Genomic DNA, 20,064 nt, shown 5'->3' with positions numbered 1-20,064 from the left:
GCGCCGCGAAACCGGCCCGGTGGGCCTAGGCCGCGCGCCGGTCCAGAAAGGTGCGGGGCTTGCGGCTGTCGCCAGCGAACAACAGGCTATGAACTTCAGCTACCGGCTTGAAAACCAGGGTAGGCGCAACGCGCAGCTTGGCCCGTAGGTGCTCCCGTAAGTGCGCCTTGGCGTGTTCCGACAGCTCATTGCAGCCAATGTGCAGCAGGAGTTCGTCGGTGCCAATGTCGTTGGTATAGCTCTCCACCTGGAAGTTCTTGACAAACGGCACCTCGTGCAGTGCATCGTGGATGAGCTGGGGGTAGAGCGTGGTGCCCCGGTACTTCACCAAGTGCTGCTTGCGCCCAAGAATGGGGCTCAGCCGGGTGGTGGTGCGGCCACAGGCACAGGGCGTGCGGTGCGCGGCACAAACATCGCCGGTTTTGAAGCGTAGCAGCGGCATACCCTCGACGCCTAGTGTGGTAATGGCTAGCTCACCTACTTGGCCGTCGGCCACGGGATGGTTTTGGGAATCCAGCACTTCCACAATCAACAGCTCCGGGTGGTGGTGACCGCCCTGGCCCGCCCCGCACTCGGTAAAGGAAGTGCCCATTTCCGTTGAGGCATAGGTAGAATGCAGCGCCAGATTCCACTTGCTGCAAATGCGCTGGCCCAGGATATTGAGGGAGAAATCAGCATTGCGAATATTTTCCCCAATGCAGATAACCTTGCGCACGCTACTGGCCGTGTAGTCGATGTGGTGTTCTTCAGCGTACTCAATCAGCTTGAGGATGAAGCTCGGCACCGCAATAATAGCGGTGGGCTTCAGGCGGTTGATGGTGTCCCATTGCATTTCCGGGACGCCGCTGCCCACCCGGATGATGCCTGCCCCGAGGCGCCGGGCCCCCAGGAAGTAGGCCAGGCCCGCCATAAAGCGCTTGTCGATGGTCGTCGTGAGCTGATATAGCTCGCCGGGGCCGCCGCCGGCGCATCCCAACGATAGGTACTCGTTGTACGCCAGCCGGTCGAGGTCCTTATCGGTCAGGCCGAAGGTGACGGGCTGCCCCAGCGTACCCGATGTGCACACGTAGTCGGCAATGCGGTGCGGTGCCACGCACAGAAAATCGGTGGGGTGGCGGTGCAGGTCGTGCTTGGTAGTGACGGGTAGCTGGACCAGGTCTTCCAGCCGCTGCACGTCCTGGATGCGAATACCAGCTTGCGCAAAGCTGCGCTGGTAGAAGGGCGAATGCGCCGCCAGGTATTGGAGCAGCTCCTGCAGCTTGCCTTCTTGAAAAGCCTTAATCTCGGCACTGGACTGCAACTCGATGGCTGGAATAAACATGGGATTCGGGCTATTAGTATTGAGGAAGAGAAGAAACCGGCGGGCATAGTAATCCTGGCTGCGCGTAGGCAGGTGTTGTTGCCGCCGCGCGGCAGAACCCGAAAGGGCGGTGGCCCTAAAGAAAATCGGTTTGGAAACACCCCGCCACCCGGCAGAGTACTTGCTGCTGGTGCTGCACACTGGCCACAAAATCCAGCAGGAATTCGCGGCGGGTATAGTCTATCCGCAGGTCCAGATTGGGCATCAGCAGCGGGTCGATGGGACGAAGGAATTTGCTGCTGGTACAGGTGCGCAACAGCAGGTCTTTGGCCAAGTGCTGCTGAAGCACGTCCTTAATCATGGCGAGTACGCACACCCCGGGCACCACTGGCCGGCCAGGGAAATGCCCCTTGAACAAGGCATGGTGGGCATTAATCTGCACTTGCAGCTGCAGCCGGTTGGGCTCGTATGCCTGCGTTGCCACCGTGAAGAAGGAGCCCAGCAAGAGATGATTAGCAGTGCGCATGGTCGGCGGGAACATCAGCGTGAAACAATGCTTTAATGGCCACGTCCAGCGCAGGCTCCGGCTCCAGAAACAGGCGCATTTCGCCATCGGCCACCAGGGTGGTGTCGTAGCCGCTGGTGGTCCGCACCACCAGCACGTCCAGGGCCTGCAGCACAATGCGAACGTGGGTAACCAGCGTCGCGCCCACCGGCACCAGCGCATGCAAATGCACCTGCTTGAGCGCCGCGATAAACCCCACGCGCGGGGACGCGGCCTGGTCCTGGGCCTCGTAGCCCGCCTTTAGGGCCACGGCCTGCGCCATGCTCTCCAGGATGCCGGCCTCGCTGAGGTAGCCGTTCTGCACCAGCAGGTTGTCGGGGCTTACGCGCAGCCCCGCCCAGGCTTCGCCCGGCTGGCAGTGGTAAAGCGTATCAACCAGGGCAAAGGGGTATTGCTGGGGAATGTAGGCTTCTACCTCGGCCGCTATTACCAGGGGCCGGGCGGCCCAAGCGGGCAGCAGGCACGGCGCGGTGGGCAGGCCAGCGGCCGGCTCAGTCCCGGGTGAGGAGAATAATGCTGTAGTTGACATCGCGGTACTGGTTGATGATGAGACAGGTCTTTGGGGCGCACGCCCCCGGGGCCGCCCCCGAGGACGACAGGCGCTGCACGCCCAGCCACACCGCAAAAGCAGCCGCCGTGTGGTATTCTCCGCAGTAGTTTTTGAAGTATTCACGTGGAATTCCGGGCAGCGAAGCTTCCACTGTGCGCAGCTTCTGGTCCTGCGCGTTGTCGCCACCGTTGCCCAGCAGCACTAGGTCGAGGTCGCCGGGGGCCAGGTGCTGCTCGTGCAGCAGGGCAGTGAGGGCGTGCTCTACTTCGAGGGCCGTGCGGGGGCTGAACACCGTGCGCACGGCCCGCACCGCCGCCAGGGTACTGGGCTGGCGCACCGACGACAGCACCAGGAACGTGGCCCCTTCGCCGGGCTGCACGCCGGGCGAGTGGCTCAGCTCGACCCGGCCCGCCTCGGCCGGGCTTTTGAGGTGGCCGCCCCGTTGCAGCAGCTGGGCGTAGGTGGGCGTGGTTTCATCCAGCCCGCCCACCAGCACGTTGGTCGGGCCGTCGGTTTCGGCCAGCAGCAGCAGGCCATCGAGCAGGGCCGTTTCGAAGGAGAAGCCCCGGTGCGTATAGGTCATATTGTAGCCGTAGCACTCCAGCTTGAGGGCCAGCTGCCCCGCCACGGCATTGTCCAGCGACTGGATAAAGGAGGTGGGGGCCAGGGTTTCTTCGGCCTGTTCCAGCAAGGCATTTTCAAACTTCTCGAACCCATCGAAGCTGCCCAGGCCCGACCCCACCACGATGGCATCCACACTATCGAGGCCGGCATCGGCCAGGCAGCGGGCGGCCGCGTAGAGCCCCATCTTTACCAGCCGGGGAGTCCGGCGCAGCTCACTGGGACTGAGGACTTCTGTGTATACCGGGTCTGGAGCGATAAAGGCACCGGCATGGGTCGCGCCGGCCGCTTGGTAGGGGCTGATGCAGTGAATGCTGTTGACGTAGGCAGGCATGACAAGCGAGGCTAAAGGGTTAGGGCTGAGAAAAGAGCAGGGCGCAACAAGAGCCCCCCATCGCAGCCGAGGTCGAGAGCACATGGGCCAGCTCGGGGGCGGCTCGCAATACCTGGGCGGGCACCAGCCCGTGTTCGGGAATGGGCTGCTCAAAATTCAGGTTGGGCCAGATGAGGCCGTGGGTCAGGGCCAGCACTGACAGCACGGCTTCAATAGAGCCCGCCGCCCCCAGGGCGTGCCCCGTAAAGGGTTTGGTGGAGCTGAACGGCGGCACTGCCTCGCCAAAAACTGCCCGAATTGCCTGGCCCTCCGTCAGGTCGTTGTTGGCGGTACCGGTGCCGTGGGCGTTGAGGTAGCCAATGGCCGCCGGCGCCAGCTGCGCCCGGTCCAGGGCCTGCCGCATAGCCAGCTGCAAGCCCCGGCCAGTAGGCGATGACCCCGTTTGGTGGAAGGCATCGTTCGCCACGCCGTAGCCACTCAGCCGCGCCCAGAGACGAGCCCCCCGCTGGCGGGCCACCGCCTCGGATTCCAGCACCAGGTAGGCCGCTCCTTCGCCCAGGTTGATGCCTTTGCGCCCGGCATCAAATGGCTTGCAGGGCACGGGGTCGAGCAACAGCAGAGAGTTGAACCCGTTGAGGGTGAAGCGGGCCAGGGCATCGGTACCGCCCACCACCACCCGGTCGAGCACGCCCTGCCGAATCAGCCGCATGCCCAGCACGATGGCGTTGGCCGAGGAAGCGCAGGCCGTGTTGATGGTCGTCACCACGTCGCAGATGCCCAGCCGGCGGCTGATGAACTCCGTGCTGTCCGCGTTGTCGTAGGTGTCGATAAAGGCCGGCGTCGGCTGCTGGTCCCGAAACGCCTGGTAGTAGTGCTCGGCGTGGCCCGTGCCCCCCACCGTCGAGGCCGAGATAAAGCCGGTGCGGGCGGTGTCGCCAAGCCCCAGGCCCGCTCCCCGCCAGGCTTCCTCGGCAGCGAGGTAGCCCAACAGTGTAGTACGGGTCAGGTCGGCATCGGGCAGGTTGGCCCGGGTAGCCAGCTCATTATCCGAAAAACTCACTTCGCCGGCTACGTAACAGCCTTGCAACCGCGTGGCTACGTGGCGAATCGGCCCCAGGCCAGAGCGCGTTTGCCGCAGGCTTTCCAACGCCGTGGCCACATCGGGGCCCAGGGCGGAAATCATCCCAATACCAGTTACATATACGTTCATCAGGCAGGCGATTAAGTGAGGATTTGGGATTAAGGAGCCAGCGTTTGGCGAGCGGGCCCGCGGGCTAAGGAGGGCGCACTTCCAACTCCAGGAAGCTGACCTGGCGCGGCGCGGCGATGGGCTCGGGCTGGCTGGCGGCAATGTGCAGGGTGTAGGCCGCTGCATCGGCTTCGGTCAGCCCGATTTCGCGTACGTGCCAGCACGTGCCCGCTAGGTTGGCCCGCTGGTGCCGGATGCGGATGTCGCGCAACGGGATGTTGAGGCCCCGGCCGTCGGCTTTCGCCACGGCTTCTTTCTGCGTCCAGAGGCGGTAAAATTGTTCCTGAGGGTCGGCCGTATGCAGGGCGGCCCACTCGGCGGGCTGGAAGTGCGGCTGAAATCCGGCAATTCGGGTGCGGGTACGCTCTTCGATATCGACACCTACCCGGCAGGTGGTACTCAGCACGCACACGGCATAGCGGCCGGAGTGCGATACATTAAAGTCTAGCGCTGCGCCGGCCAGGTAAGGCCGGTTGTCGGGGGTGCGCAGCACGTGCTCCAGGGCGTACGGGTGCGCTCGGCAGCGCAGCACGTGTTGGAGCAGCAACGCTCCGAAGAGCGTGGCCTGTTGGCGGGCGGGCCGGCGGCAAGCCAGCACTCGTCTTTGCCAGGCGGGGGGCAATCGGGCCACATGGGCGGCCAGCACGGCCGGCGGCAGTGCGGCGGCTCCAAAGGCGGTATACCATAGCTCAATCATCGCCGGGCGCGGCGGGGCCGCCCAGAGGGGAGTTCCGCCGCCGGTTAGGTTAAGCGACCACTTCCGCAGCCTGGTGTTCGGCAATGAAGGCGGCCAGGGTTGCCAGCGAGTAAAACGCTTGCTTCATCTGGGCCGGGTCGGTGACCTTGATGCCGTAGTATTTGCTCAGGATGACGGTCAGTTCCAGGGCGTCGATGGAGTCCAGGCCCAGGCCGTCGTAGTCAAACAGTGGCGCGTCGGGGCTGATGTCGGCGGGATGAATGTCGACCAGGTTCAGCTCCTGGATGATGTGACCTTTGAGTTCTTCGGTAAGCGTTGACATGGGAGTGAGAAAAAAAGGGTTAGGAATAAAGTGGTTGCGTGTAAAGGGCCTCAATGGCCGAGGTGTGGTGCGGGTGCCGGGCCGGTACTTCAGGCGCTGGCACTTCTACCACGTAGAAAAAGGCTTCGTGCGAGGTGAGGCCGGCTTCAAACCAGCCGCAGAGGCAGGCCTGGCAGCTTCCTTCGGCCAGCAGCTCGCCGGCGTAGGCCACCAGGGCTTCGGGCTCGAAGGAGTCGGCCACGAACAGGGTATTTTCGCCGGTAAGCTGGTGCCGGATGCTGATTTCCCCGATGGCGATGTTGGGCAGGGTATACACAAACACCGCCGGGCTGGGCAAGTGGGCGGCCGGCTCCTGAATGCTTTGCTGATGCACCAAGTCGGTGAGCAGGCTCGACGAGCGGTTCGCCAGCACTACGCCCACTTCGCCCGCGCCGCGCCGCGCCGCCAGGCTCGTGGTGGGAAGCAGCAGCTCCGCCGTTAGAAACGCCAGCTTGCAGAGCGCGTCCATCTTAAAGAACTTAGGGTACTGCAAGCCGAAGTGCCGGTAGGCGGCCACGAGAAACGCGGCGAGGTCGGGCGTGTCGGCAGTCCCTTGGTAAACAAGCGTGCCGTTCACAAAAATCTGGTTGCCGCGAATGGCGCAGCTGGCGGTGATATGAGGTTGCATGGCTCAGGCGGCTTTGGCAAAGAGGACGGCCGCGTTGCAGCCCCCAAAACCGGAGGACGTTTTCAAAAAGCGCCGCAACTCGGCCGGGGCCCGCTGCCGGATGGGCCGCACCGGCAGGGAAGTCCCGCAGGTGGTGTAGCCCCTGGAGCTAATCAGCTCACTGCGCTGCATCGATTCGATGCCAAGGGCGGCTTCCAGCAGGCCGGCCGCGCCCAGCGTATGCCCAAAGTAGCCTTTGAGGCTGTGCAGCGGCACCTCGTGCAGCCCGGCCCGGTGGAACGCCTGGGCTTCCATCTCGTCGTTGTAGCGCGTGGCCGTGCCATGGGCTCCAATAAAATCGACCGGCCCGCCGCCGGCCTGCTGTAATACCTTCGTCACGGCTTGGTACAGTCCCTCGCCGGTGCGGGAGGGGGCCGAAATGTGGTGCGCGTCGTTGGTACTGAAGCCCGTCACGACTTCCACCGCCCCGGCGCTTAGGCCCTCGACCGGGCCTACCGTCAGCACCATCGCCGCCGCCGCTTCGCCCAGGTTAATGCCTTCCCGGGCTGCGTCGAAGGGCAGGCAGGGCTGCCGGCTCAGCGCGTTAAAGGCATGAAAGCCAGAGAGGGTAAACTTGGTTACTTCATCGGCTCCTACCACCACCGCGTGCTGGTAGCGGCCGGCCTTGAGCAGCCGCCGGGCCACCACCAGGCCTTGCAGGCTCGAAATGCAGGCGTTGGAAATCACTAGCGGCTCGTTGGCAAAGCCACAGGCCCGGGCCACCGTGCGGGCCAGCTGGGCTAGGTAGGGCGTACCACCCACGGCCAGGTGACTGATGTTGCCCTTAGCCGAGCAGTACACCAGCAGCGTGTCGGGGCCGGTGAGGGAAAAGGCAACCCGGGACATTGCCCCGGTTACGGCCAGAATGCTCATTTTTTCCAGCTTGCTGTAATCGGCCGCCGAGTGGCCGAGCGGGGCAAAAGCCTCAGCCAGCCAGGTCTCGTCGATGGTAGCAGCAGCAAAGCTCTCGTCGGAAAAGTCGAACCAGTGCGGGCGCAGGCCCGTCTGCCCCGCCTGCACCGCCTCGAAGGTAGCAGCGGTGGTAAAGCCCAGCGGTGTAACGCAAGTGCTGGCGGCGTACAGGACCTTTTTCATACGATGGGGGCTAAGGAGGGCAGCCAGCGCTGCTGCCACTCGGTGAAGCAGGGGGGCGGCATCAGTTGGAGCTGCAGCTGGGTATTGGTGAAAACTTGCGTGGTGCGGGCCGTGCAGACGAGCTGCTGGCTGGCCGCGTCCCGAATGCGGTACTCGAAGCAAATCTTGGGGGTGGCGCTGGGCACGTAGCGGGTTTCCACGGCCAGGGTATCGCCGTAGCGTACCGCCTTCTTGTAGTCGATTACCAGCTCTACCAGCGGAATGCCGTAGCCGGCCTGCTCCAGAAAGTGGTAGCCCAGCCCAAACTCCCGGGCAAAGGCCTCGCGCCCGTCTTCCAGGTACTTGACGTAGTGCCCGTGCCAGACAATATGCATGGCATCGACTTCGCAAAAGCGAACATCTATCTGTTTAATAACCTGTAGCATGACAGCGTTAGTACTGCGCTCCGTTGATGGAAATGACCTGCCCGCTGATGTAGGCGGCCTGGGGCGAGGCCAGAAAAGCTACTAGGTCGGCCACTTCCTCAGGCTCACCAAAGCGGTGCATCGGAATCAGGGGCAGGTAGTCTTCTTCGCGCAAGCCTTGCAGCATTTCCGTGCGGATGAGTCCGGGAGCTACGGCGTTCACCGTCACACGCTTGCGGCCTACTTCCTGGGCCAGGGCTTTGGTCGCCCCAATCACGGCCGCCTTGGCTGCCGAGTAGTTGGTTTGGCCCAGCTGGCCCTTCAGGCCCGAGAGGGAAACAATGCTGATGACCCGGCCAACTTTTTGCCGAATCATGCCCCGGATAATCAGGCGGGTTACGTTGAAGAAGCCGCCCGCGCTGGCGTCCATCACCTGCTGCCACTCCGGGTTGGTCATGAGCATCAGGAGCCCGTCCTGGCGAATGCCGGCGTTGTTCACCAGCACCTCCACGTGCTTGGTGGGGTTGGCGGCCAGCCAGCCGGCCAGCACCTGTTCCACCTCTTCTCCCTTGCCCACGTCGAAGCGCAACAGTTCGGCTTCAACCCCTTTGCTGCGCACAAGGGCTTGCACCTCTTCGGCGCTGGCCTGGTTGGCTACGTAGTTGATGAGTACGTTGTACCCCTGGTCGGCTAGTTTCAGGCAAATGGCTCGGCCAATTCCTCGGGAGCCCCCCGTCACCAATGCATAGTTCATGGTCCTGCGGCGCTAATACGGATTGCGGTAGGTTGGCGCGGGCTCTAGGAAGCTACCAGTTCCGTAGCAGCCACGGCGGCCGGCTGCCCCACGACCGAGGCGGGCAATTGCACGTGCTCGGCCTGAATGAACTCCTTTATTTTCAGAATCTTTTCGGTCATGATGCCGTCTTCCGTGAACACCGGTACCAGGGCACGCAGCTGCTGGTACACTTCCCGCGACACCGACGAGAGCCGGTCTTCAAAGCCAAGGTAGTCTACGGCCTGAATGGTGGTTAGCAGTTGCACGGCCAGCACCTGATAGGTGTTTTCAATCACCTTACTGGTGATTTGGGCCGAATTGGTGCCCATGCTCACGATGTCCTGGTTGTCGTTGTTGTTGGGGATGCTGTGGACGTACATCGGGAACGAGAACGTCTGGTTTTCGGCCACCGTAGATGTTGCCACGAACTGCGCCCCCTGCATGCCCAGATTGAAGCCCAGGCGCCCCAGGTTTACAAACGGAGGCAGCTTGTTATTAAGCTTGTTATTGAGCAGGAAGTTGAGCTGTCGTTCGGCCAGCATCGAGAGCTTGGTGATGGCGATTTTTAGTTTGTCCATTTCCAGCGACACGTAGTCACCGTGGAAATTGCCGCCGTGGTACACGCTGCCCTTGTCCTTGTCGATAATGGGGTTATCGCTGACCGAGTTAATCTCGTGCATTACTACTGTCGTCGCCGATGCGATGGTATCGTACACCGGCCCCAGGATTTGGGGCACGCAACGGATGGAGTAGAACTCCTGCACCTTGTCTTCGAGCACGTCGGCCGTTACTTTCTTGTCGTACAGGTGCTCATGGCGCTTGCGCACCAGGTCGCTATCCTGCAAGATGGCGCGCATCTGCGCGGCTACCTGCTGCTGGCCAGGATGGTGCTTGGCCTCGTTCAGCTCGGCCGAGTAGTGGTCGTCGTACGATTCCACGATTTCCGACAGCAGGCTCGACGATACCAAGCTCCAGTTGAGCAGGTTGCGGCTGTGAATCAGGTTCACCACTCCGATACCCGTCATGACCGATGTCCCATTCATCAGGGCCAGCCCTTCGCGCAAATGCACGCTTAGCGGAGTCAGGTTGTGGGCCGCCAGCACTTCGGATGCCGGCACCTGCCGACCCTCGTGCCACATCTTCCCTTCCCCAATCAGGCCCAGGGCCAGGTGGGCCAGCTGCACCAGGTCGCCGCTGGCGCCCACGCTACCGTGCTCGAAGATGACCGGGAAGATGTCACGGTTGATAAACGCTGTCAGCAGGGCGACTACATCCGGATGCACTCCCGACTTACCCCGCAGAAAGGTGTTGAGGCGGGCCACCATGAGGGCCTTCACGTAAACCGTATCGATGGGCTTGCCCTGGCCCGCGCAGTGGCTCCGAATCAGGTTGTACTGAAGCTGGGCCTGCTCATGCTCATCAATCCGGTACTGAGCCATTGGGCCAAAACCGGTATTGATGCCGTATATCAACTTCTCCTTGGCAAAGTCCAGCAAGAAGGCGAAACAGTCGCTGACGCGCTTCTGGGCGGCCGGGCTAATCTCAATCGCGTTGTCTTTAAACAGGATTTGGTAAAAGTCTTCCAGGGTAATGCTGCGGTTGCCTACGGTCGTAATCATGATGAATGGGAGGAGGTGCGGTAGCGACCTGGCCGGCCGCTTGGTGGATGAAATAGTTTCTGTGTCTTTGCTGAGCGAAATCTCCGCACATCTTTCAGCCTCCTAAAAAATTCTACACCAACAGGCACATTCGCGGGGCAACTCCCGATTTTCGCCCCTATAATGACTGATGCGCGTCCATCACAAGCCGGCAGCAGTTCCATTCCGAACCGCAGGTACTTTCCGCCTCAGCAGCCGAACGCCGCGCCAGCGAGATTACCAGCCGGGATTAGCAGTTGGGCTATATTTCTCTCATTACCAATAACTACAGGGAAGTAATGTGGCCGGAGCCTTGTGCTGCACAAGAACGCAGCCCTGCACCCTCGTTTGGCTCGGTAGTTTGGAGTGATTTCATGGCGCCAGAAGGTTCGTCTTTCTTTCAGGCGGGCTACTTCGTGGCGGAGCAGCAGGCTTGCGTAGCGTAAGCGTTTTTTATGGTGGCCGGCCCACGTACGCGAACCAAGGCTGGCATTGGGCGCGGGGTTTGGCACCAAAACGACCCAAAAAGCCCCCGGCCATCGCGCAACGCCAAGCGGTAGCACCTGATAACCTGAATTTACGGTGTTAATTGCAAGCGAGAATGGGCCGCTGTGCCCATAAGCTGGCCTTTACCCTGGCCGGCACTCGTTGCTTCCTTTCCACTCGTTATTCTCCTTGATGAAGAACCACTACCAGTTCTGTCCTCAACTGGTGCTCCGCACGCCGGCGCAGCCGTTTACGATTGATTTCAATGCCGCCAATACCCAGGCTTCGCTCACCAACGAGCGGTTTATGGAAGCCGTTTACCTGGCGTCGCCGGCGCTGCACGACGAATGCCAAAAGTGGCAGCAAGGCGAGCTAACCGATACCCGCAAGGTAGCTAAGCTCACCGGCACCCTCACTCGGTACCGGGCGCGTATCACCAGTCGCTGTACGCCGTTTGGTTTGTTTGCAGGCTGCTCGGTGGTGCAGTGGGGCGCTGCCAGCGACATTCGCCTGGCCCCGGCCCACAATGCGCGCCATACCCGGCTCGATATGCACTACTTGTGCGCCCTGGCCCAGCAGCTCACCGGGCACCCAGCCATCCGCCCGCACCTGCGCTACTGGCCTAATACCAGCCTCTACCGCACCAGCGACGAGCTACGCTATATTGAATACCACTACGTCGAGGCGCTACGGGTACACCAGATTAATGCCGTGGCGACCTCGCCGGCCCTACTGGAAGTACTGGCCGCCGCCCCGGCCGGCCCAACGCTGCCAGCGCTGGTCGCTCTGCTCAGCCCCGACAAAGAAGACCAGCAAGCCGCGGACGAATTTATCAACGAGCTGATTGAGGCCCAGCTATTGGTGAGTGAGTTGGAGCCAACCGTGACCGGCGTGGAGTTCCTCGCGCATATTCAGGCTGTACTGGCACGGCTCTCCGCCACCGCCCCCGACGCCGCCATTGATGCCATCCGGGCCATACTGGCCGAAGCCGACCACCAGCTAAGCGCCCTGGACCATCCCAGTCCCAACCCAGCGGCAGCCTACGAGCGCATTGTGGCAACCTTGGCCCCCCTGGGCGTACCGCTCGAACCGGGTAAGCTATTTCAGACCGATGCCGTGCAAGGCTTGGCACCCCACGCGCCGGCCACCCTCAGCAACCACTTGCAAGTGGAATTGCTCGCTGCCCTCGACGTGCTTGCCTATCTCACCCCACCGCACCGTAATGAGCGGCTGTCCGATTTCACCCAGCGGTTTCAGGCACGCTACGAAGAGCAGGAAGTGCCGCTGCTGGAAGCCCTCGACAACGAGAGCGGCCTGTCATACTCGGACTACGGCAAAAGCCGTTACTCCCCCTTTATCCACGATTTGGTGGTAGATGCCCCCGCTGCTTCCCCGCGCACGCTACGCCACACCGACGTGCAGCACTTCATGTACCACAAGCTGCGTGAGGCCGAGCGTAACCGCGCCTACAGCATCGACATCACCGTAGCAGCACTTCAGGCCCAGGGGTTTGTACCCGTAGCCAAGCTCCTGCCACCGTCGCTGGCTATTATGTTCCGCCCAATCGATGGTGAGCGCGTGCTGCTCGAAAGCGTGGGCGGGTCCAGTGCAGTAAATCTGCTGGGGCGCTTTGCCCACGCTGACTCTGCTATTGCAGAGTTAGTGCAGCAAATCACCCACCTGGAGCAGGCCCACAACCCCCAAGTAGCCTTCGCCGAAATCTGCCACTTTCCAGCCAGCCGCACCGGCAACTTGCTCCTGCGCCCCTGCTTCCGCAGCCTGGAAATTCCCTACCTGGCGCAGTCTACGCGCCCGCCCGACGCCCAGGTCCACGTCCAGGACCTGCGCTTGTCCATCCGGCAAGGACAATTCGTGCTGCGTTCCCACAAAACCAACCAAGTGATTATTCCGCGCCTGAGCACAGCCCACAATTTCACGGGCGATGCGCTGCCGGTATATCAGTTCTTGTGCGACCTGCAAACCCAAGACCTTCAACCCAACCTGGGCTTTAGTTGGCAAAGCGTGTCACTATACGCCAAGTTTACGCCCCGCCTTACGAGCGGCAACGTCGTTCTGGCTGCAGCCGCTTGGCAGTTCGAACAAGCCGACTTGCAGCCGCTGTTGGCCGCATCTCCCGCCGAATATGCCCCGCGAATTGCCCATTTTCGCGCCCAGTGGCAGTTGCCACGCTTTTTCACCCTCACCGACGGCGACAACGAGTTGTTCATTGATGCCGACAACGAGTTCCTGGTCAGGCTCTGGCTGGAGGCCGTTCGAAACCAGACCACCGTTAAGCTCAAGGAGTTTTTGTTTGACCCCGCCACCAGCCCGGTGCGTGATGCGGCCAACCGGCCATACGTACCGCAGCTGATTGCCCTGCTGGTCCGCAATGCCCCCTGCTACCCGACTCTCCGGGCAGTGGCCACCCCCGCCGAACCAGTACAACGCGATTTCTCACTGGGCTCGGAGTGGCTGTACTACAAGCTCTACTGCGGCCAGCTTGTGGCCGACCAAGTGCTCCTGAACGTCATCCGGCCCCTCACGGCCGAGCTACAGGCGCAAGGGCTGGTCGATACCTGGTTTTTCATTCGCTACGCCGACCCTGACAACCACTTGCGCGTGCGCTGGCACCTGCCCAACCCCAGCCAAGTGGGAACCATCATCCAGCTTATCAGCCACTACCTCCAGGATTTTACCGGCCCGCAAGCGGTGTGGAAAGTCCAGGCCGATACTTACCGACGAGAGCTGGAGCGGTACGGCACGCGCACTATTGCGTACTCAGAACAGCTCTTTTGTTACCAAAGCACTGCTCTGCTCGACTATATGGCTGCCACCGAGCCGGCTCAGGAGGAACTGTGGCAGTGGGGCTTAGGGGCCATCAACGAGCTGCTGACGGCCTTCGGCTACTCCCTGGACCGCCGCGCGGGCTTATTCCAACGGCTGCAGCAATCCTTTGCCCAGGAATTTGGCCTGAGTAAAACCCTGAAACGCCAGTTGGATGCCAAGTACCGCCACAACCGCGCCGCTATCGACCAGCTGCTAGCCTCCGCCGTACCGTGCACCGTACCCGCGCCGCTTGCCCGTATTGTGCAAGCCATCGGGGCGCTGGACCAGTTGGCGCCCCTGGAGGTACCGCTGGACCAACTGCTGGGTAGCTATATCCACATGCTCCTCAACCGCCTGTTTCCGGCCGATGCCCGCCTGCACGAGTTGGTGCTGTATGATTTCCTGCACCGCTACTACGAATCTTGCCAGGCGCGGCAGCGCAAGTCCACTATTTCTTGCCCCCCATAATATTCTGGTTCAACGCCTCAAAAAACGCGGGGCGATACGTCTCGCCCAAGGGGACGTAGGCTTTCATGTCGGTGAACAGAATCTGGTTGCCATCCAAGGCCTTAATCTTGCTTAGGGCCACGATGTAAGATTTATGCACCCGCATAAACTGCTTGGCCGGCAGTCGGTCTTCCAAGTCTTTGATGTTGAGCAGCGTGATAATCCGGTCCTCCTTTGTATTGATGGACAGGTAATTTTTCATGCCCTCCACATACATGATGTCCGCGAAGTTGACCTTCGTCATCTTGCCCTTGCTCTCGGTTTTTACGAAGATGTAGTCGTCTTCCTTATCCGGCGACTGCCACCGGGCCGAAGGCTCGATGCTGGAGTTGAGGGCCTTCTGAGCCGCTTTCAGGAACCGCTCGAAGGCAATAGGCTTGAGCAGGTAGTCGAGCGCCTCGCGCTCGAAGCCTTCCACGGCAAACTCGCTGTAGGCCGTGGTAAGGATAACCTTGGTGTTGCCCTTGAGTAAGTGCATGAAGTCGAGGCCAGAAAGCTGGGGCATGTGAATGTCCAGGAAAATCAGGTCGACGGGCTGTTGCTGTAAGAGGCTGAGCGCCTCTAAAGGGTTGGTCGTACTGCCTTGCAAACGCAGAAAGGGCGTCTTCTCGATGAAGGTCCGCAAAATGTCAATAGCACCTTGCTCATCATCTACAATCAGGCATGAAATCATTGGTCTACAGGAGAATGGTCAGAGTACAGATGTAGTCGTCAGGGTTATCAACCAGGGTTAGCTCGTAGCGCCCTTGGTAGAGTAGCTCCAGCCGTTGGCGGGTATTGGCCAAACCAATCCCCGTGCTTTTTTCCTTCGGCCCGTGACGTTTCTTGTTGTGCGTGTAAAAAGTAAGCTGGTTTTGTACTACTTCCAAGCGGATAGTAAGTGGATTGGACGCGTCAGTTAGTTCCCCGTGCTTGAAGCAGTTTTCTACGAATGTAATGAGTACCAGCGGCAGTATCATCAAAAACTGGATGCCTCCTATCACCTGAAAATCGATTTGCAACTGATTATTGAATCGCAGCTGATTAATCTCAATGTAGTTGTTTAGGTGCTTGACTTCGTGCGCCAGCATCACCTTGCCATTGATTTCTTCGTGCAGAGCGTAACGCATGGTATCCGAGAGCAAGAGAATGCCCCGAGCCGCGTCTTCAGAATGGGGATATACCTGAGCGTAGAGAAAGTTGAGCGAATTGAATAAAAAATGAGGATTTATCTGGTTTTTCAAAAAAGCCAGATTAGACTCCAACAGGCTGCGCTCGGTTTCGCGCAGGAGGTGTTCCTGCTCGCGCTTGTGCTTCTCCAGGCCAATGGCATGGCGGGCGAACCAGTACCCTACCCCGGTTACAACGAAGAAGGTACCGCGGTAAAGCGCCAGAATGCTGAAGTGCTTATAAGACTCAATCGCCGGCATGGACGGGTCGGTCTGGCTCGGAAACAAATCGATATACAGCACGCATCGCAGCAGAGTGTAGAGGGCCAGCACTGTGAGTAGCCCCAATCCATAGAGCACGTAGCGACGCCGGGCGTACCACCGAAACAGCATCTCGCTGTTACTGTAGAACAGGCCTGCATTGAGCACATACAGCAGCACCACCTGCCAGAAGTTGAAGGCTGAGTTTCCAACTACCAGAAAGACGGACTGCTCATAAACTGCAAAGCCCAGCCACACGGCAAAATGGGTAAGGAACAGCCGGGGGATTCGAGAATTTATTGGCATCTGGTCAAATATAGAACAGGCCGAACAAGTGCTCCCAGTAGCCTCTGATGCCAAGGCGCCCAATCGCCGGCTTGGTACTTCAAAAAGCCGGGTTGGTGTAATACTTTTTGGGTAGGCAGCCCGGTACGCTACGTTTGTTCCAGTCAACGCAACTACCTCACATCTCACACACTCGCTTCACTTTTACCGCTATGAAAAACCTCAACTCGACCGCCAAATTCAAACTGCAAAAAACGATTGTAACGCGCTTCACCAAGCAAGGCACCACGTCCAAATTCGCCACCAGCACCATTATCGAAACCTCGAGTGTTTTTGGCATGTAGGTGTCGGCCTGACAGCCCAGCTTGAGGGCCGGGCTGCCAGGGCCGGGCAGATTTTCGCTTCGCTTACTCTTTGCTCGTCATTCACATGAAAGCCAACCATCCCATGGGAATGCAAGAGTCCTCCTCTACCAATTACCCGTCGGGCCGCTTCCCAACCGACGTTTTTGCCATGCAAAACCGGCCGTTAACCGTCGCGCAAAGCTGGCAGGAAGTACACCAGGTGCTCACCAGCACCTCACCGGCCAGCGCCGCCCCGCCAGATTTGTTCGGCATTGCCATTTACCATTACTGTGTATACAAGGCTATTGGCCGAGAGCACGCCCTTTTAGCTCATCGCTCGTTCGACCAGTTGATTGCACACCTCGACCAGCACCCGGTCGAGGTGTGGACGGGCCCAGCACTGAACCAGGTTTGCATGGCTGCGTGGCTAAGCAGCCAGCCTGCGCCCGCAGGCTTCTTGACTACTGCCAGCCAGGCCACCCTGGCCCGCCTCGACCAGGCTTTACAGGCAGAGGCACTCCGTCTGCTCCAGCGCAGTGACGAAACCAGTCGTAGCAATTTCTTTCGGATAGTACGATACTTCGCACTGCGTCCCTCGATTCCGTTTGTTAGCAATTGTCTTCGCCAGCTACTAGCAATGCCGGTTCTATTCACTTACGCGGAGCCGTTACAACTGGGCCTCTCAGCCGGGCTGGCCGACGAGCTTCTGGTGCTTATCAACCTGTGTCACGCAGGTGTTTCAGACACTGAAAGCAAACAGCGAATACATATCGGCATTCAGCGCATCTTGGCAACGAAGCGAAATATCGACTTCTCCGAGCAGCAGTACTCCGTTTTCCCTTACCAGGTGCACAACCAGCTAAAGGAAACCACCTTTAGCTCGGAGCTAAGCTGGCGACGGGGCGACATTGGGCAATCATTTCTGCTCTACAAAGCGCACAGCTTATCACAAGACCCTGACCTACTAAATATTGCTGAACTGGTTGGGTTAAATACGTTACTTCGCACCACGAGCGATAATACCGAAGTAGTGAGTTCGCAGCTCGAAAGTGGAGCCGCAGGATTAGCACATATATATCACAAGCTTTGCCAACTAAGTGGGAACGAAGCCTACCAGCGGGGGCAAATTTATTGGCTCACTCAAACACAGCAATGGCTGCGTCAGGAACTAGCCAATGACATCTATAACAATCGCCTAGGCGATTTACTACAAGGATTGGTAGGGGTGGGACTGGTGCTACTTTCTGCTATGACCGAAAAAGAGTTGAAATGGGATGAAATTGTACTATAGCCCAAGCTGTTTTGGTAGCCTCTAAGTAGCCAATCCGAAATCGACGGTCCCGGTCCGAGTGGTGACTTAGGGAGGCGGGGGCAAGGTTGCTCGCTTTGCGCGTTTCTAACGCTTTCAGCGCGCACCCACCGTGAGCAGCGAGTGCAGGCAGTAGCCAATCCCGCAATGCGTTTCGAATAGGCATCAGTCAATAAGACTAAGTAGCCAAAGCCCAGCCTGTGCATACGTATGTAATGCCGCATCCTCACGCCTGTTGTGGCGTTGTAAGCATGACATCCACCAAAAACGACAAATTCTGCGCAGGCGATGCGCAGAATTCGTCGTTTTTGACATTGACTGCTTTTGGCGCAGCATCAAGTTGTGCGTTTGCAAGAGCTGATGCCGTTTATCGCGGCCCATTCAGATGCCGCTCGCCGCAAGTGTTGGAGCAGCACATACAAACTTGTGAGTATCCAGGCCGAGAATCCTGCGCCGAAGGGCCAGCACTGGGTCCAGCACCAGAAGGTAATGGCCCATACCCATTAGGTGTAGATTGCCGCTTGTAACTCATCCACGATGAGAAAGGGCGATAGTCAGGCCTGACTTGGGCACCACATCATTGGCCCATGCTGCTAAGTCCGCCACAGACACCATTCGCTGCCTGGCACTATTTTGATCCACCGTTTCACCTTTCATGAACACGGCCAAATTGGGACTGGGACCTGATGAATTTGCAGCAGCGCTACGCCAATGCCCGCTATTATTTGCGAGCAACTGGGCAGCGGCCGGTTCAAACCATTTACAGCAGACGTCTCTACCAGGGGCGGTGCGCCTGAGTAGCCAGCGCCTCAAGCCGGCGTCGGTCTTCTATTACCTGCACCTCTCCCAGTACCTGGCACCCGGTGGACGCCCGAGCAGCAAGCTGCTACCCTGACCACGCTCTCGCCATTCGCCGTACTCTCCCACCTCAATCAGGTGCTTGGTAGAGCGGCCCAGCCGATCGAGCCACTAGGTGACGACGGTATCGCCGGGCCAGGCGTAAGCCAGCAGTTGGGCTTGTGGGCCTGCATCCCTGATATGGTGTCGGTGAATAGGTGCTCGCAACAGGCCTGGCGCAGAGCGTAGAGTTGCAGCTCCAGCAAGCACTTGTTCACTGGTGCTAACACGGGCGTAACCGAGTTTAACCAAGGCCAATGATACTGTCTACACTGACCAACTCCTTGCGCCGTTCGCTGTGCAAGAGCCACGCGTACTTTTTGAGACGATGCAGTAGTTGCTCTGGGTGCCATCGGCAATCGCGGTGTGTACCCAGGGCCGTGGCATGGAACAGCCAGAATACTCCGAATATAATAGTCGGGGTACCGTGCGTTGGTCACGTACCAGACTTAGCGTGTAAACCTGCTCTTTTGGAAGAAGGACCCGTAGAGCCACGCGCAGCGGAAACGCGCTTTCAACAAGAGTGTTGAAAGCCCTGGCAAGGTCTCCCCAAAGCCGCCTTTCGCTGTTTGGGCCCTGTTAAATAATGCTATAGGCTCACGAGCACCACGCAGGTGGCTCAACTAGAGGGTTCGTTTGATTTTAAGTGGACTTCACGCGTTTAAACAAAGTGTTCTTTAAACGTATTCCGTTTAAAATTAAGAGGTTTATTCTGAATTCAGTTCCAAGACCGACACTTGGTCGAGGTAATAATGCCCAACCAGGGGCCCCTCGTGCGTCGTTGAGAAAGCAAAACCCACGTCATATATAAGTGTCAACAAGGGGTATTGACGTTAATACTAATACATTGATTATGTTAATAGATAATATTTTTTTACAATAAATGGCGTTACAGACAAATACACGTGATAATCGTATCGGAAGTTAAAATTTATATTTTGACCAAGGCTTAGTATATAAATCACAAACATAAAAATTATCAAATTTTTATGTTATTAGAATAATAGATGTTATTTTCATAATGATAGTCTTAGAGCCTAACAGCCTTATTACACCCCAAATAGCGCACAATATTGAAGCATAAGAAAAAAATGAAAACCGGCGTCTCCGTGCTTATTTCCCACATAATCAAGGCTACTTACATACAAAGCGACTAGAATGAAATGATAGGTTACAATGAAGAATAATACGATCAGCAATAGAGTTGTTTTCCTATTTTTCTTAAGTATTGTTAGCATGTGTCTACTTGAATTGAACGTGAGAAAATAGCTATCCACTTACAGTTCATCTAAACGGTCCTTCGAGTCTCTCGACTCGTTTCTGTTCCTAGGTGTCGGGCCAGAGGAGCGAACCACTTTGCCCCATGATTTGATAAACAATATCAATCGCGACGACTCCCAACATAAGGGCAAATACCAGCAGCACGGCACCAACGACTGTGCGTGTGCGGCTCGGCATACGCACAAAGCGAGCCCCATAAAACCCAAGCATTGTTGCCACTGATAGGATAACGAATGCGAGCAGCCAGAATAATGGGGTTAGGTCTACTACCCCAACCATCTCGGAGAGCATCAAAGGCGTAAAGTCTAATAACGACCGGGGCATTTAATGAAAAATTAATGCCGGACTTAAACCGGTCGCTTTTGCTCTTGAACGCCTAAAAACATATTGCGTGAGTTCACGAAAACGGTGGTCTAAATTACCGGGTGTTATTTGGGCATCGCCTGTTACATCACATCATGAGGT

The 20,064-nt window shown here is 58.6% G+C and carries 18 protein-coding genes; 4 read left to right on the top strand and 14 right to left on the bottom strand.

Annotation, left to right across the window (positions count from 1 at the left end):
• Window positions 1–25 precede the first annotated feature (25 nt).
• The 12 genes from J4E00_RS28820 to hutH form a co-directional block, all read right to left on the bottom strand.
• Window positions 26–1,321 (bottom strand): phenylacetate--CoA ligase family protein, encoded by a 1,296-nt coding sequence (locus J4E00_RS28820; RefSeq protein WP_208178827.1) that lies wholly within the window; start codon window positions 1,319–1,321, stop codon window positions 26–28.
• 115 nt (window positions 1,322–1,436) lie between these two features.
• The gene (locus tag J4E00_RS28815) at window positions 1,437–1,826 is read right to left on the bottom strand and encodes a hypothetical protein (RefSeq protein WP_208178826.1); all 390 of its coding nucleotides are present in this window, start codon (window positions 1,824–1,826) and stop codon (window positions 1,437–1,439) included.
• The gene (locus J4E00_RS28810) at window positions 1,813–2,394 is read right to left on the bottom strand and encodes a hypothetical protein (protein WP_208178825.1); all 582 of its coding nucleotides are present in this window, start codon (window positions 2,392–2,394) and stop codon (window positions 1,813–1,815) included. The genes J4E00_RS28815 and J4E00_RS28810 overlap by 14 nt, the downstream gene beginning before the upstream one ends.
• The gene (locus tag J4E00_RS28805) at window positions 2,357–3,370 is read right to left on the bottom strand and encodes a beta-ketoacyl synthase chain length factor (RefSeq protein ID WP_208178824.1); all 1,014 of its coding nucleotides are present in this window, start codon (window positions 3,368–3,370) and stop codon (window positions 2,357–2,359) included. Before J4E00_RS28805 ends, J4E00_RS28810 begins: the two co-directional genes overlap by 38 nt.
• 19 nt (window positions 3,371–3,389) lie before the next feature.
• Window positions 3,390–4,580 carry a beta-ketoacyl-[acyl-carrier-protein] synthase family protein gene (locus J4E00_RS28800; RefSeq protein ID WP_208178823.1) on the bottom strand — a complete coding sequence of 397 codons (1,191 nt, stop codon included), beginning with the start codon at window positions 4,578–4,580 and terminating at the stop codon, window positions 3,390–3,392.
• Window positions 4,581–4,644: 64 nt separating this feature from the next.
• Window positions 4,645–5,316: a 4'-phosphopantetheinyl transferase family protein gene (locus J4E00_RS28795; RefSeq protein WP_208178822.1), complete on the bottom strand. Its 672-nt coding sequence runs from the start codon at window positions 5,314–5,316 to the stop codon at window positions 4,645–4,647.
• Between the two features lie 49 nt (window positions 5,317–5,365).
• On the bottom strand, window positions 5,366–5,638 hold the full coding sequence (locus tag J4E00_RS28790) for a phosphopantetheine-binding protein (RefSeq protein ID WP_208178821.1): 273 nt from the start codon (window positions 5,636–5,638) through the stop codon (window positions 5,366–5,368).
• Window positions 5,639–5,657: 19 nt separating this feature from the next.
• A complete protein-coding gene (locus J4E00_RS28785) occupies window positions 5,658–6,305 on the bottom strand; it encodes a hypothetical protein (RefSeq protein WP_208178820.1) in 648 nt (215 codons plus the stop codon).
• A gap of 3 nt (window positions 6,306–6,308) precedes the next feature.
• On the bottom strand, window positions 6,309–7,439 hold the full coding sequence (locus tag J4E00_RS28780; protein ID WP_208178819.1) for a beta-ketoacyl-[acyl-carrier-protein] synthase family protein: 1,131 nt from the start codon (window positions 7,437–7,439) through the stop codon (window positions 6,309–6,311).
• Window positions 7,436–7,864 carry an acyl-CoA thioesterase gene (locus J4E00_RS28775; protein WP_208178818.1) on the bottom strand — a complete coding sequence of 143 codons (429 nt, stop codon included), beginning with the start codon at window positions 7,862–7,864 and terminating at the stop codon, window positions 7,436–7,438. Before J4E00_RS28775 ends, J4E00_RS28780 begins: the two co-directional genes overlap by 4 nt.
• 7 nt (window positions 7,865–7,871) lie before the next feature.
• Complete coding sequence (gene fabG, locus J4E00_RS28770) at window positions 7,872–8,597, bottom strand: 3-oxoacyl-ACP reductase FabG (protein WP_208178817.1); 726 nt, start codon at window positions 8,595–8,597, stop codon at window positions 7,872–7,874.
• Window positions 8,598–8,641: 44 nt separating this feature from the next.
• Window positions 8,642–10,237: a histidine ammonia-lyase gene (gene hutH, locus J4E00_RS28765; protein WP_213018002.1), complete on the bottom strand. Its 1,596-nt coding sequence runs from the start codon at window positions 10,235–10,237 to the stop codon at window positions 8,642–8,644.
• Between the two features lie 696 nt (window positions 10,238–10,933).
• Here hutH and J4E00_RS28760 point away from each other — a divergent pair.
• Window positions 10,934–14,035 carry a lantibiotic dehydratase gene (locus tag J4E00_RS28760; RefSeq protein WP_208178816.1) on the top strand — a complete coding sequence of 1,034 codons (3,102 nt, stop codon included), beginning with the start codon at window positions 10,934–10,936 and terminating at the stop codon, window positions 14,033–14,035.
• On the opposite strand, the gene J4E00_RS28755 is transcribed toward J4E00_RS28760, so the two are convergent.
• Window positions 14,016–14,747, bottom strand: coding sequence for a LytR/AlgR family response regulator transcription factor (locus tag J4E00_RS28755; RefSeq protein WP_208178815.1), 732 nt, complete (start codon window positions 14,745–14,747; stop codon window positions 14,016–14,018). The two genes, J4E00_RS28760 and J4E00_RS28755, sit on opposite strands and share 20 nt — an antisense overlap.
• Before the next feature lie 4 nt (window positions 14,748–14,751).
• Complete coding sequence (locus J4E00_RS28750) at window positions 14,752–15,789, bottom strand: sensor histidine kinase (RefSeq protein ID WP_208178814.1); 1,038 nt, start codon at window positions 15,787–15,789, stop codon at window positions 14,752–14,754.
• Between the two features lie 191 nt (window positions 15,790–15,980).
• Here J4E00_RS28750 and J4E00_RS29915 point away from each other — a divergent pair, with 191 nt between their 5' ends.
• The 3 genes from J4E00_RS29915 (at window position 15,981) to J4E00_RS28740 (ending at window position 18,316) form a co-directional block, all read left to right on the top strand.
• Window positions 15,981–16,112: a hypothetical protein gene (locus J4E00_RS29915; RefSeq protein WP_262898477.1), complete on the top strand. Its 132-nt coding sequence runs from the start codon at window positions 15,981–15,983 to the stop codon at window positions 16,110–16,112.
• Window positions 16,113–16,197: 85 nt separating this feature from the next.
• Window positions 16,198–17,403: a lanthionine synthetase LanC family protein gene (locus J4E00_RS28745; RefSeq protein ID WP_208178813.1), complete on the top strand. Its 1,206-nt coding sequence runs from the start codon at window positions 16,198–16,200 to the stop codon at window positions 17,401–17,403.
• Window positions 17,404–18,076: 673 nt separating this feature from the next.
• Complete coding sequence (locus J4E00_RS28740; RefSeq protein ID WP_208178812.1) at window positions 18,077–18,316, top strand: hypothetical protein; 240 nt, start codon at window positions 18,077–18,079, stop codon at window positions 18,314–18,316.
• Window positions 18,317–20,064 lie beyond the last annotated feature (1,748 nt).

Origin of the sequence: Hymenobacter negativus (assembly GCF_017571495.1) — a bacterium.
Lineage (GTDB): Bacteria > Bacteroidota > Bacteroidia > Cytophagales > Hymenobacteraceae > Hymenobacter > Hymenobacter negativus.
This window is presented reverse-complemented; position numbering and strand designations above follow the sequence as displayed.

What these genes read in the sequence shown, in the direction of transcription:
- J4E00_RS28755 (WP_208178815.1), bottom strand. Translation starts at nt 14,747, where the DNA reads ATGATTTCATGCCTGATTGTAGATGATGAGCAAGGTGCTATTGACATT.
- J4E00_RS28780 (WP_208178819.1), bottom strand. Translation starts at nt 7,439, where the DNA reads ATGAAAAAGGTCCTGTACGCCGCCAGCACTTGCGTTACACCGCTGGGC.
- J4E00_RS28810 (WP_208178825.1), bottom strand. Translation starts at nt 2,394, where the DNA reads ATGTCAACTACAGCATTATTCTCCTCACCCGGGACTGAGCCGGCCGCT.
- J4E00_RS28800 (WP_208178823.1), bottom strand. Translation starts at nt 4,580, where the DNA reads ATGAACGTATATGTAACTGGTATTGGGATGATTTCCGCCCTGGGCCCC.
- hutH (WP_213018002.1), bottom strand. Translation starts at nt 10,237, where the DNA reads ATGATTACGACCGTAGGCAACCGCAGCATTACCCTGGAAGACTTTTAC.
- J4E00_RS28795 (WP_208178822.1), bottom strand. Translation starts at nt 5,316, where the DNA reads ATGATTGAGCTATGGTATACCGCCTTTGGAGCCGCCGCACTGCCGCCG.
- J4E00_RS28775 (WP_208178818.1), bottom strand. Translation starts at nt 7,864, where the DNA reads ATGCTACAGGTTATTAAACAGATAGATGTTCGCTTTTGCGAAGTCGAT.
- J4E00_RS28815 (WP_208178826.1), bottom strand. Translation starts at nt 1,826, where the DNA reads ATGCGCACTGCTAATCATCTCTTGCTGGGCTCCTTCTTCACGGTGGCA.
- J4E00_RS28760 (WP_208178816.1), top strand. Translation starts at nt 10,934, where the DNA reads ATGAAGAACCACTACCAGTTCTGTCCTCAACTGGTGCTCCGCACGCCG.
- J4E00_RS28785 (WP_208178820.1), bottom strand. Translation starts at nt 6,305, where the DNA reads ATGCAACCTCATATCACCGCCAGCTGCGCCATTCGCGGCAACCAGATT.
- fabG (WP_208178817.1), bottom strand. Translation starts at nt 8,597, where the DNA reads ATGAACTATGCATTGGTGACGGGGGGCTCCCGAGGAATTGGCCGAGCC.
- J4E00_RS28820 (WP_208178827.1), bottom strand. Translation starts at nt 1,321, where the DNA reads ATGTTTATTCCAGCCATCGAGTTGCAGTCCAGTGCCGAGATTAAGGCT.
- J4E00_RS28790 (WP_208178821.1), bottom strand. Translation starts at nt 5,638, where the DNA reads ATGTCAACGCTTACCGAAGAACTCAAAGGTCACATCATCCAGGAGCTG.
- J4E00_RS28750 (WP_208178814.1), bottom strand. Translation starts at nt 15,789, where the DNA reads ATGCCAATAAATTCTCGAATCCCCCGGCTGTTCCTTACCCATTTTGCC.
- J4E00_RS28805 (WP_208178824.1), bottom strand. Translation starts at nt 3,370, where the DNA reads ATGCCTGCCTACGTCAACAGCATTCACTGCATCAGCCCCTACCAAGCG.
- J4E00_RS28740 (WP_208178812.1), top strand. Translation starts at nt 18,077, where the DNA reads ATGAACACGGCCAAATTGGGACTGGGACCTGATGAATTTGCAGCAGCG.
- J4E00_RS28745 (WP_208178813.1), top strand. Translation starts at nt 16,198, where the DNA reads ATGAAAGCCAACCATCCCATGGGAATGCAAGAGTCCTCCTCTACCAAT.
- J4E00_RS29915 (WP_262898477.1), top strand. Translation starts at nt 15,981, where the DNA reads ATGAAAAACCTCAACTCGACCGCCAAATTCAAACTGCAAAAAACGATT.